The sequence below is a fragment of the Leclercia sp. LSNIH8 genome (assembly GCF_002920195.1).
Classification (GTDB): domain Bacteria; phylum Pseudomonadota; class Gammaproteobacteria; order Enterobacterales; family Enterobacteriaceae; genus Enterobacter.
This window is the reverse complement of the sequence record NZ_PQJY01000019.1, coordinates 15,170-26,309: the sequence shown is the minus strand read 5'-3', so window position 1 is coordinate 26,309 and position 11,140 is coordinate 15,170. Positions and strand designations below refer to the sequence as shown.

The 11,140-nt window shown below is 52.1% G+C and carries 16 protein-coding genes; 6 read left to right on the top strand and 10 right to left on the bottom strand.

Annotated elements, in window-relative coordinates:
- The first annotated feature begins 339 nt into the window (after window positions 1-339).
- A complete protein-coding gene (locus C3406_RS25200; RefSeq protein WP_103825489.1) occupies window positions 340-894 on the top strand; it encodes a gamma carbonic anhydrase family protein in 555 nt (184 codons plus the stop codon).
- Here C3406_RS25200 and C3406_RS25195 read toward each other — a convergent pair.
- Genes C3406_RS25195 through dprA form a run of 6 tightly spaced genes read right to left on the bottom strand, consistent with a single transcriptional unit; the run spans window position 870 to window position 4,653 of the window.
- Window positions 870-1,118 (bottom strand): DUF1488 family protein, encoded by a 249-nt coding sequence (locus C3406_RS25195; protein WP_103825488.1) that lies wholly within the window; start codon window positions 1,116-1,118, stop codon window positions 870-872. The two genes, C3406_RS25200 and C3406_RS25195, sit on opposite strands and share 25 nt — an antisense overlap.
- On the bottom strand, window positions 1,115-1,933 hold the full coding sequence (aroE, locus tag C3406_RS25190; protein ID WP_103825487.1) for a shikimate dehydrogenase: 819 nt from the start codon (window positions 1,931-1,933) through the stop codon (window positions 1,115-1,117). The genes C3406_RS25195 and aroE overlap by 4 nt, the downstream gene beginning before the upstream one ends.
- Window positions 1,934-1,937: 4 nt before the next feature.
- Window positions 1,938-2,510 carry an L-threonylcarbamoyladenylate synthase type 1 TsaC gene (tsaC, locus tag C3406_RS25185; RefSeq protein WP_103825486.1) on the bottom strand — a complete coding sequence of 191 codons (573 nt, stop codon included), beginning with the start codon at window positions 2,508-2,510 and terminating at the stop codon, window positions 1,938-1,940.
- A 4-nt stretch (window positions 2,511-2,514) separates the two neighbouring features.
- Window positions 2,515-3,057 carry a DNA topoisomerase family protein gene (locus tag C3406_RS25180; RefSeq protein WP_103826559.1) on the bottom strand — a complete coding sequence of 181 codons (543 nt, stop codon included), beginning with the start codon at window positions 3,055-3,057 and terminating at the stop codon, window positions 2,515-2,517.
- A gap of 26 nt (window positions 3,058-3,083) precedes the next feature.
- On the bottom strand, window positions 3,084-3,557 hold the full coding sequence (smg, locus tag C3406_RS25175) for a DUF494 family protein Smg (RefSeq protein ID WP_039032055.1): 474 nt from the start codon (window positions 3,555-3,557) through the stop codon (window positions 3,084-3,086).
- Window positions 3,529-4,653, bottom strand: a complete 1,125-nt coding sequence (dprA, locus tag C3406_RS25170) for a DNA-protecting protein DprA (RefSeq protein ID WP_103826558.1) — start codon at window positions 4,651-4,653, stop codon at window positions 3,529-3,531. Before dprA ends, smg begins: the two co-directional genes overlap by 29 nt.
- Before the next feature lie 127 nt (window positions 4,654-4,780).
- Between dprA and def the strand changes: the two genes are divergently transcribed.
- From def to mscL, 5 genes are all read left to right on the top strand, one after another.
- On the top strand, window positions 4,781-5,290 hold the full coding sequence (gene def, locus C3406_RS25165) for a peptide deformylase (protein WP_103825484.1): 510 nt from the start codon (window positions 4,781-4,783) through the stop codon (window positions 5,288-5,290).
- A 25-nt stretch (window positions 5,291-5,315) separates the two neighbouring features.
- On the top strand, window positions 5,316-6,263 hold the full coding sequence (fmt, locus tag C3406_RS25160) for a methionyl-tRNA formyltransferase (RefSeq protein WP_103825483.1): 948 nt from the start codon (window positions 5,316-5,318) through the stop codon (window positions 6,261-6,263).
- A gap of 52 nt (window positions 6,264-6,315) precedes the next feature.
- Window positions 6,316-7,602 (top strand): 16S rRNA (cytosine(967)-C(5))-methyltransferase RsmB, encoded by a 1,287-nt coding sequence (rsmB, locus tag C3406_RS25155; protein WP_103825493.1) that lies wholly within the window; start codon window positions 6,316-6,318, stop codon window positions 7,600-7,602.
- Between the two features lie 22 nt (window positions 7,603-7,624).
- Window positions 7,625-9,001, top strand: coding sequence for a Trk system potassium transporter TrkA (trkA, locus tag C3406_RS25150; RefSeq protein WP_103177260.1), 1,377 nt, complete (start codon window positions 7,625-7,627; stop codon window positions 8,999-9,001).
- 148 nt (window positions 9,002-9,149) lie between these two features.
- Window positions 9,150-9,566 carry a large-conductance mechanosensitive channel protein MscL gene (gene mscL, locus C3406_RS25145; RefSeq protein WP_103177261.1) on the top strand — a complete coding sequence of 139 codons (417 nt, stop codon included), beginning with the start codon at window positions 9,150-9,152 and terminating at the stop codon, window positions 9,564-9,566.
- Here the strand turns inward: mscL and C3406_RS25140 are convergent.
- The 4 genes from C3406_RS25140 to rplQ form a co-directional block, all read right to left on the bottom strand.
- Window positions 9,534-9,779, bottom strand: coding sequence for an alternative ribosome-rescue factor A (locus tag C3406_RS25140; RefSeq protein WP_103825492.1), 246 nt, complete (start codon window positions 9,777-9,779; stop codon window positions 9,534-9,536). The two genes, mscL and C3406_RS25140, sit on opposite strands and share 33 nt — an antisense overlap.
- 55 nt (window positions 9,780-9,834) lie before the next feature.
- Window positions 9,835-10,260: a Zn(2+)-responsive transcriptional regulator gene (zntR, locus tag C3406_RS25135; protein ID WP_103825482.1), complete on the bottom strand. Its 426-nt coding sequence runs from the start codon at window positions 10,258-10,260 to the stop codon at window positions 9,835-9,837.
- A 2-nt stretch (window positions 10,261-10,262) separates the two neighbouring features.
- Window positions 10,263-10,631 (bottom strand): DnaJ family domain-containing protein, encoded by a 369-nt coding sequence (locus C3406_RS25130; RefSeq protein ID WP_103825481.1) that lies wholly within the window; start codon window positions 10,629-10,631, stop codon window positions 10,263-10,265.
- A gap of 105 nt (window positions 10,632-10,736) precedes the next feature.
- Window positions 10,737-11,120, bottom strand: coding sequence for a 50S ribosomal protein L17 (rplQ, locus tag C3406_RS25125; RefSeq protein WP_001216368.1), 384 nt, complete (start codon window positions 11,118-11,120; stop codon window positions 10,737-10,739).
- Window positions 11,121-11,140: the final 20 nt, after the last annotated feature.

Genomic DNA, 11,140 nt, shown 5'->3' with positions numbered 1-11,140 from the left:
AGTGCAAGAGCAGTGCAACGCGGCTTTCGCTCACCGTTGCGAGGTGGCGTATATTACGCTTTCCTCTTTCAGAGTCAAGCGATTATTTTCGCTTTTCTCCTCAACCGGCCCGGCTGTTAGTGTGAAGTGATTCACATCTGCCGTGTCGATGGAGGCGCATTATAGGGATCCCAGTTTTTAGCACAAGTATTTTTTTGATCTTTTCTTCTGACTGTTCTTTTTTCGTTCTTTCCGCTGAAATCCCATCCGATATGCTCAAATAATGACGTAATTGGCCCTTGATCAAGCTACGTATTAGGATCAAAGTCATCAAAAGAATGCACATCAGTCGAGGTTGATATGTCTGCAGTACTCCGTCCCTATAAAGATCTTTTCCCAAAACAAGGCGATCGCGTCATGATCGACAGCAGTAGCGTGGTCATTGGCGATGTCCGGCTGGGTGATGATGTCAGTATCTGGCCGCTGGTTGCCATCCGTGGAGATGTGAATTACGTCGCCATCGGCGCCCGTACCAATATTCAGGATGGCAGCGTGCTGCATGTCACCCATAAATCTTCTTATAACCCTGAAGGTAATCCCCTGATCGTTGGTGAGGAGGTCACTGTCGGTCATAAAGTAATGTTGCACGGCTGCACGATCGGCAATCGCGTTCTGGTCGGCATGGGATCGATTTTGCTGGATGGTGTGGTAGTAGAAGATGACGTAATGATTGGTGCTGGTAGCCTGGTTCCGCAAAACAAGCGGCTCGAGAGCGGCTTTCTCTATTTAGGGAGTCCGGTTAAACAGATCCGCCCCCTGAAGGAAGCGGAAATAGAAGGGTTAAAGTACTCAGCCAATAACTACGTTAAATGGAAGAATGACTATCTGGATCAGGAAAGCCAGAACCACCCTTGATCGTCCTCGTCACCCTTGCGGATCGCATCGCTGGCTTCTTCTTCCAGATCCCAGCGATGTTCACGAAACATCTCAATTGGCAGGCCGTCACCAAAACGACGCGCCAGCGTCCCTGCTTCAATGGCACACATCATTTGCATGCCATTTACCAGCGCGGGAAAACAGACTGCCTGTTTATCTTCATCCCAGCTTTCTCGATCCGGGAACTGGATCGCCTGGTTCATGCCGATAGCTCCAGTTTGAGTTTTTCAATGACCGGCTCCACTTCCGGCAGCACGCCGTGCCAGAGCATCACCGCATGCGCGGCCTGCCCCACCAGCATCCCCAGTCCATCAGCCACATGTTTTGCGCCTTGCCGTTCACACCAGCTCAGAAAAGGTGTTTTGCCTTTCTGATAGAACATGTCATAGCAATTAACCTGTCCATTGATCAATGACGCCGGAATGGCGGGAACATCGCCGCCAATGCCGCTTGAGGTCGCATTAACGATCAGATCAAACTCATGGCCGTTCAATGCGTCCATGGCGACCGCATGAATGCTGCCAGTGTGGGCAAACAAAGCGGCCAACTCTTCTGCCCGGGAGTAGGTACGATTCGTAATGGTTACTGCGCAATCCAGGGAGAGCAGAGGTAAAATCACACCTCGCGCCGCGCCGCCCGCGCCAATCAAAAGAATACGCGCGCCAGGTTTGATAAATGACAGACGTTCCAGATCGCTCAGCAGGCCAATGCCATCAGTGTTGTCTCCCAGAATTCGGCCATCTTCAAGCCGCTTGAGCGTATTCACAGCTCCCGCAAGAGAGGCGCGCTCGGTTAACTCATCGGCGCGCCCGAATGCCTCTTCTTTAAAAGGTACGGTGACATTCGCCCCTTTTCCGCCACCAGCGAAAAAAGCATCCAGCGTCGTCACAAAGGCATCAACGGGTGCAAGCACACGGCCATAAGGGTGATCGATATGCAACTGCTGTGCGAACTGTTGGTGAATAAACGGCGATTTGCTATGCGCAACTGGATTACCAAAAACGGCGTACGCTTCCATCTGATTACCCCTGGCGAAAAAGTTCGCCGGTCAAAGCATCACGAATTTCTGACGGGTTCAGGCGACCACTGGTTTCACCGATGACCACCGGGAACTCACTGCCAAACTGCGCTGACACCTCTTCTGCAGTGCGGCAAGGAGGCAATCCCGTCAGATTGGCGCTGGTAGAGACCAGCGGTTTACCAAAGCGATTACATAGCTCGATAACTAATGGATGGTCCGTCACGCGAACAGCAAGGGAGTCAAAACGCCCCGTCAGCCATCGAGGCGTTGTCGGCAGCGCCGGAAACACAAACGTTACCGGCCCTGGCCAGGAGGAGAAAATGGTTTCACGCTGCGCTGACGTCAACATGGAATCATCTATATAAGGTTTAAGCTGTTCAAAACTGGCGGCGATGAGAATCAGGCCTTTTTCTACCGGGCGCTGTTTAAGCGTTAAGAGACGTGTTACGGCTACTTCGCTGTCGGGATCACATCCCACCCCAAAAACCGCTTCTGTTGGATAGGCGATGACTTCTTCATTTTTCAGCACGTCCACTGCATGCGCAACGGAGCCTGACTGCAGGTTATTCTTCACTTTTTTATTCCGCCGAAACCGGCTTTCCACATTGTTTACTGGCGCAGAAGCGCTTCATACCTTGCGCCGTTTTTTTCTCGATAAGTAGCGGGTAATGGCACTCAGGGCAGCTGCCCGCCACCGGTTTGAAATTGGTAACAAACTGACATTCAGGATAACGATCGCAGGAGTGGAATGTCTTACCATAGCGTGAACGGCGTTGCACGAGATGACCGCTGCCGCATTGCGGGCAGGCTACGGCTGTTTCATCAGGTTTATCGATTTGTTCGGTGTGATGACATTCGGGATAGCGACTGCAGCCGATAAACATGCCAAAACGCCCCTGGCGCAGCGCCAGATCGCCGCCGCATTGCGGGCAGGCTTGTCCCTCCAGAATCTTAACAATATGCCCGTCCGCATGGTTTTTCAGGGGACGGACATAATCACATTCTGGATAGTGTGAACAACCGAGAAACGGCCCGTGTTTACCGGACCGGATAACAAGTTCTGCCCCACACTGCGGGCAGGACTCATGTTTACGCACCGTAAATAGTGCTGATTTGGCCATAACAACTCTTGGTGCTGCACAATGAATTAGTGCAGCATACCTTCATTCACTTCAAAGAGTAATTCTTCCATTTGCTGATAGGCATTTTCACACCCTGGAATATTGAACAGAACCATCAGGATGACCCACTTCAGGTCCTCCAACTCAAATTCTGCGGTATCCAGCGCCATGACGCGCTCTATCACCATTTCTCGTGTTTCGAGGTTCAGCACCTGAATCTGCTCAAGGAATAAGATAAATCCCCGGCAACTGGCATCCAGCCTTTCACACTCTTCAGCCGTATAGATGCGTACAGACAGTGGATCGGAAACTAACTGCATCGGTTCGGCAAGGCCTTCCTGATAATCAGCCAGTTTTTCCAGCCATATTAACGCGTTGTAGATATCTTCCCGTTCGAAACCTGCATCGGTGAGATCGCGTGTGAGTTTGTCCTGATCCACGCGTGCTTCAGCTTCGTTATGGATGTAAGTCTCAAACAAATACATGAGTACGTCGAACATGGCTTGCCCTCCTTAATCGGACATAGCCGCCGGGTACAGCTGCGATCCATCCTGCTAACTCCAGTTCGAGTAGCTGTGCTACCGTTACTGGCACAGGTTGGCCGGCACGTTCAGCGACAACGTCAACAGGTGTTACCTCATCTCCTACGTTAGCCAGGAGCTCAGGAAATGGCAATGCTACCTGGTCCTGATCTGAAGAATAAAGCCAATTTTTGGGATCCTCTGGCAGCCAGCTCAGTCCGTTTTGCAACGTTTCCAGAATATCTTCTGCCGTTGTCACGGGAGTCGCCCCTTGCTTTATTAACCAGTGAGGACCTTCACTCCCCGGGTTGCCAATGGCTCCCGGTAATGCAAAGACCTCACGCCCCTGCTCAAGGGCGCATTTGGCGGTAACTAGAGAACCGCTTCTTATCATCGCTTCGATAACGAACACCCCCTGACTGAGGCCGCTAATGATGCGGTTACGTCGCGGGAAATTCCCCGGCCAGGGAGGTGTCGCGAGTGAAAACTCAGAGATCACTGCACCACCGCTTTCAACAAGATGCATGGCCAGCGACGAATGGCGGCGGGGATAGACATCCGCCAGACCGTTGCCCAGCACCGCGACGCTTTTGCCTTTAACGTTGAGCGCAGCGCGATGCGCTATACCATCGATGCCGCAGGCCAGTCCGCTGGTAATCGTCAGGCCCGCCTGGGCTAGCTGCTCACAAAGCACTTTTCCCCAACGCTCTCCATACCAGGAGTGAGAACGGCTGCCGACCACGGCAAGTTGCAGACTCGACAGCACCGATGGGTCCCCCTTAACAAACAAAGCCCCAGGGTAATCGGCAATAGCGCGAAGCTGGTCCGGATAGAGGGCATTATCCGCACATATCAGATGATGGTCCTGTCCGGCCAGCCAGGCCATACTGCGGTCGAGTTCCCGCAGTGAAAACGATAAAAACTTCTCCTTTTGCCTGTGGGTGAGCCCCCTTTCCACCAGCAGAGCACCATCAATATGGGGTTCGCGCTGCAGCTGCTGCGCTATCGCCACCATTTTGTCGCCGTACATTTCTCCCGTGCTTATCAGGCGTAGCCAAATCTCTGTGGATGTCATCCTTTCCCCTGCCAGAAGCCGCTATAGCAATCTTTGCGATTGGTCACTGATGCTGTCAATCAGAGGGGGTTTTGTCTAGAATAGAGGTTATATTCTTATCAACTCCTGAATACGACTCTGGAAATATATGGCAGTTTTGCAAGTGTTACATATTCCGGACGAGCGCCTTCGCAAAGTCGCCGAGCCGGTTAAAGAAGTGAATGCAGAAACTCAACGTATCATTGATGATATGTTCGATACGATGTACGCCGAAGAAGGCATCGGTCTCGCGGCGACTCAGGTGGATATTCACCAGCGCATCATTGTGATCGACGTTTCTGAGAACCGCGACGAGCGCCTGGTATTAATCAATCCGGAGCTTCTGGAAAAAAGCGGTGAAACCGGTATCGAAGAAGGCTGCCTCTCTATCCCTGAGCAGCGAGCACTGGTACCGCGTGCAGAAAAGGTCAAAATCCGCGCGCTTGATCGCGACGGTAAGCCGTTCGAACTGGAAGCGGATGATCTGCTGGCCATCTGCATTCAGCATGAGATGGATCATCTGGTCGGTAAACTGTTTATCGATTATCTCTCTCCACTGAAGCAGCAGCGTATTCGTCAGAAAGTAGAGAAACTGGATCGCATGCGCGCTCGCGCTTAATGTGACCCCGGATACAAGGAATAACGTGTCTACATCACTACGTATCATCTTTGCAGGAACACCTGACTTCGCAGCGCGTCATCTCGACGCGCTGTTGTCGTCTGGTCATAAGGTTGTTGGCGTGTTTACTCAGCCCGATCGTCCGGCAGGCCGTGGTAAAAAATTGATGCCGAGCCCGGTTAAAGTCCTGGCTGAAGAGCACGGTTTACCGGTCTTTCAGCCTGCTTCGTTACGGCCGCAGGAAAATCAGCAGCTGGTTGCGCAGTTAAATGCAGATGTCATGGTGGTTGTGGCGTATGGCCTCATCCTGCCGAAAGCGGTGCTTGATATGCCGCGTCTGGGTTGCATTAATGTCCACGGTTCACTTCTCCCACGCTGGCGTGGTGCAGCGCCGGTCCAGCGTTCGTTGTGGGCTGGCGATGCCGATACTGGCGTGACGATTATGCAAATGGACGTAGGGCTGGATACTGGCGATATGCTGCATAAGCTCTCTTGTCCTATTACCGCCGAAGATACCAGTGCCACCCTGTATGACAAACTGGCAGAGCTTGGGCCAAAAGGGCTGATTGATACACTGCAACAGCTTGCAGAGAATCGGGCTCAACCAGAAGTTCAGGACGAAGCATTAGTGACCCATGCTGAAAAGCTCAGCAAAGAAGAGGCCCGCCTCGACTGGACTCTCCCTGCTGCTCAGCTTGAACGCTGCATTCGGGCTTTCAATCCATGGCCAATGAGCTGGCTTGAGATAGACGGACAGCCGGTGAAGGTATGGAAGGCCTCCGTGATTGATGGCCAAACTCACGCTGCACCTGGAACAATCATTGAAGCCAGTAAACAGGGTATTCAGGTCGCGACAGTTGAAGGGATCCTTAATCTGGAATCCTTACAACCAGCAGGTAAAAAAGCCATGAGCGCGCAGGACCTTCTTAACTCCCGCCGTGAATGGTTTACCCCTGGCAACAGTCTCGCCTGAGATCATCTCAAATTAAGGCCCGGTGTTTCCGGGCATTTTTATTTTTGCGGTTATGAAAAAACAAAATTTACGCAGCCTGGCAGCACAGGCGATTGAGCAAGTGGTCGAGCAGGGTCAGTCCCTGAGCAATGTCCTGCCACCGTTACAGCAAAAGGTTTCTGATAAAGATAAGTCGCTGCTTCAGGAGTTGTGCTTTGGTGTTCTGCGCACGTTACCCCAGATGGAGTGGCTGATCGGAAAACTTATGGCGCGCCCGATGGCGGGCAAGCAACGCGTCATTCACTACCTGATCATGGTCGGCTTCTATCAGCTGCTGCATACCCGCATTCCACCTCATGCCGCACTGGCAGAGACCGTAGAAGGCGCGGTTGCGGTAAAACGTCCGCAGCTGAAAGGGTTGATCAACGGCGTGTTGCGACAGTTCCAACGTCAGCAAGATGAATTACTGGCTGAGTTTGCTCGCACGGAAAAACGTTTCCTGCATCCTGACTGGTTATTAAAGCGTCTGCAAAAAGCCTATCCTGAGCAGTGGGAAGCGCTAATTAATGCCAATAACCAGCGTCCACCTATGTGGCTACGCGTTAACCGCAATCACCACACCCGGGATGGCTGGCTGGCACTACTGGAAGAGGCCGGGATGACCGGGTTCCCTCATCCTGAATACAGCGATGCAGTGCGCCTGGCGGCCCCTGCACCGGTACATGCTCTGCCTGGCTTTGAACAGGGCTGGGTTACCGTTCAGGACGCTTCAGCTCAGGGTTGCATGACCTGGCTTGAGCCGCAGAATGGCGAGCGGATCCTCGATCTTTGCGCCGCGCCAGGCGGTAAAACGACACATATTCTGGAAGTCGCACCACAGGCGAACGTGATGGCTGTCGACGTTGACGAACAGCGTCTTTCGCGTGTCTACGATAATCTCAAACGTCTGGGTATGAAGGCGGAGGTTAAGCAGGGTGACGGGCGTACCCCTGGGCAGTGGTGCGGGGATGAGCAGTTCGATCGCATTTTACTGGATGCCCCTTGCTCAGCGACCGGCGTTATCCGCCGCCATCCGGATATCAAATGGTTGCGCCGCGACCGGGATATCAACGAACTGGCACAGTTGCAGTCAGAGATCCTCGACGCTATCTGGCCGCATCTGAAAACAGGCGGGACGCTGGTTTATGCCACCTGTTCTGTTCTGCCGGAAGAGAATAGCCAGCAGATCGCCGCGTTCCTGAAGCGCACACCTGATGCCCGCCTGCATTTAACCGGCACACCAGAACTGCCCGGCAAACAAAACCTGCCAGGGGCAGAAGAAGGCGACGGTTTCTTTTACGCTAAGCTAATCAAAGAGTGATGTTGATAACGGGTCACAAGATATGAAGATAATCATTCTGGGCGCGGGGCAGGTAGGCGGTACGCTGGCAGAAAACCTGGTCGGTGAGAATAACGACATCACTATCGTTGATACCAATGGCGATCGTCTGCGCGGCCTGCAGGATAAATTCGATCTGCGCGTGGTTCAGGGGCATGGCTCTCACCCACGCGTGTTGCGTGAAGCCGGAGCGGACGACGCAGACATGCTGGTTGCTGTCACCAGTTCTGATGAAACGAATATGGTGGCCTGTCAGGTGGCCTATTCGTTATTTAATACCCCAAACCGAATCGCGCGTATACGTTCGCCGGATTACGTTCGTGACGCCGATAAGTTGTTTCAGTCCGATGCGGTGCCAATCGACCACTTAATCGCGCCGGAACAGCTAGTTATCGACAGTATTTATCGCCTGATTGAATACCCGGGCGCACTGCAGGTAGTGAATTTCGCAGAGGGCAAGGTCAGTCTTGCGGTGGTGAAAGCCTACTATGGCGGCCCGCTGATCGGTAACGCACTTTCTACGATGCGCGAACATATGCCGCACATCGATACGCGCGTCGCCGCGATTTTCCGTCATGACCGCCCTATTCGTCCCCAAGGCTCTACCATTGTCGAAGCCGGTGACGAGGTTTTCTTTATCGCCGCGTCACAGCACATCCGCGCGGTAATGAGCGAGCTTCAGCGACTGGAAAAACCCTATAAGCGCATCATGCTTGTCGGGGGCGGTAATATCGGCGCCGGCCTGGCCCGGCAGCTGGAAAAAGATTACAGCGTGAAATTGATCGAACGGGATCAACAGCGCGCCGCTGAACTGGCAGAAAAACTGCAAAATACGATCGTTTTTTATGGCGATGCGTCGGATCAGGAACTGCTTGCCGAAGAGCATATCGATCAGGTTGATCTTTTCATTGCGGTTACCAACGACGACGAAGCCAACATCATGTCAGCGATGCTGGCAAAACGGATGGGTGCGAAAAAGGTTATGGTGCTTATCCAGCGCAAAGCCTATGTCGATCTGGTGCAGGGAAGCGTTATCGATATTGCGATTTCGCCGCAACAGGCCACTATCTCTGCCCTGCTGAGTCACGTGCGAAAAGCGGATATCGTGGGCGTTTCTTCCCTCCGTCGTGGAGTGGCAGAAGCTATCGAAGCCGTGGCGCATGGCGACGAAAGCACGTCCCGTGTGGTTGGGCGTACCATCGATGAGATTAAGCTCCCGCCGGGCACTATCATTGGTGCAGTGGTGCGGGGTAACGATGTCATGATCGCTAATGACAATCTACGCATTGAGCAGGGCGATCACGTTATTATGTTCCTGACAGACAAAAAGTTTATTACCGACGTCGAGCGCTTATTCCAGCCAAGTCCTTTCTTCCTCTGACGCTTGCAAAGGTGCTGTATTCAGCACCTTTTCTTTTTAACCCAATAATATGTAAGGGTTATATTTCTGTGACGTACGTCTCTCTTCAATGGCAATCCGCTAATGATTTGTTAGACTTGTATTTGTCAGCTGGCACAAGGAGAACAAAATGAGTTTTATTAAAGAATTTCGCGAATTTGCGATGCGCGGAAACGTAGTGGATTTGGCTGTGGGTGTGATTATTGGTGCGGCGTTTGGCAAGATCGTTTCATCACTGGTTGCGGATATCATCATGCCACCACTGGGCCTTTTAATTGGCGGAATAGATTTCAAGCAATTCGCCATAACGCTGCGGGAAGCGCAAGGTGATGTCCCTGCAGTGGTAATGCACTATGGCGTGTTTATTCAAAACGTATTTGATTTCATGATTGTTGCTTTTGCCATCTTTATGGCCATTAAGCTCATCAACAAATTAAACCGTAAGAAAAAAGAAGAACCGGCTGCGCCGCCAGCCCCATCGAAAGAAGAAGTGCTGCTTACTGAAATTCGTGACTTACTGAAAGCGCAGAACAACCGCACTTTGTAAGCCACTCAAAGCAAGAAGGCCAGTGGTAAGAAAGCGATTCGCTTGCTTGCCACTGGCCTCCCAGTTACCCCGTTTTGCATGTTTAGTTTTGCGCAGATAACTTCCTTTCCCTTTCTTGTTCTTCTCGATCCGCTGTCTGAATAAAGGATCATGCAGTAACGCCTCAATGGCATTGTTGTTGATCTGACCTTTCTTGTGTTGATAATGGCTCATACTTTCTCCAGTGTTCAAAATATCGACGCGAGTGTAGAAGGTGCTGACAATAAAATCAACATCCACGAGACTCGCCATTCGCCCCTTGTTCAAGGGTTTCCAGAATAGAACAGTAAACGCTGCTATGTGCAGTACCGCAACAGGCATCGTTTAACCGCTGTAAAGAGAGCCGCATGGTTTGAAGCTCTTCGATGCGCGCCTCGACTTCACTCAATCTCGCCTGCACAATACTTTTTGATTCCTGGCAGGTGTGATGCTCGGGATCGATACGGATCGACAGTAGCTCGCGGATCGATTCCAGGGTAAATCCTAGCTGTCGCGCATGACGAATAAACTTAAGGCGCTGAAGATCCCTGTCGGTATAAAGCCGGAAGCCCCCTTCAGTGCGAATCTCATGCTCCATCATCTGCTGCTTTTCGTAATAACGAATAGTATCAGGGGTAACCTCAGCCAGCTTAGCAAGCTCACCAATACGATACATCGCTACTCCTCCTTCATTTTTTGCATTAGACGTTCAGCATAGTCCCCGCGCAGAAACTCAGTACTCGCTCCCGCCTGGCGAAGCTTTAGTTCCAGAAGGGCGAGACGGCGAGTGTAATCCGCATGCGCTGCAGTGCCCTCTTTGACTGTGGTGAGCAACTGAGACAGTTCGATCGCCTCTTTACGCTGTTCAAGTTCAGGAGGGAGGCAACCCGCATTTTTTAACATGCGGTAGGCTGCTCTAAGCTCGGGGGGGACATGTGAATCATCATCCAGTTTCAGCGGCTGGCCACTGCCGGGCAGGTCATCGAATTCACCCTGGCGCTGGGCATCCAGAATGTGTCGTTCTGCCCATTGGTCCAATAACCACATAGCAAAACTCCAGTAAGAAGGAAAAGAATATGACTAGTGTAGAAAATGGGGATTCAGCAGATATAAAAAAACCCGCCGAGGCGGGTTTTTTTACGTTACTGCAGATTACTCTGCAGCAGCTTCTGCTTTCTCTGAACGATCAACCAGCTCGATGTAAGCCATCGGCGCGTTGTCGCCTGCACGGAAGCCACACTTCAGAATGCGAGTGTAACCACCGGCACGGCTCGCGAAACGCGGGCCCAGTTCGTTAAACAGTTTTGCCACGATCTCGTTATCACGAGTACGGGCGAATGCCAGACGACGATTAGCAACGCTGTCAGTCTTGGCAAGAGTAATCAGCGGCTCAACTACGCGACGCAGCTCTTTCGCTTTAGGCAGGGTCGTCTTGATGATTTCATGACGAACCAGTGAACCTGCCATGTTGCGGAACATAGCCTGGCGATGGCTGCTGTTGCGGTTCAGTTGACGACCACTCTTACGATGGCGCATGACCTTATCCTTCTCAGTAA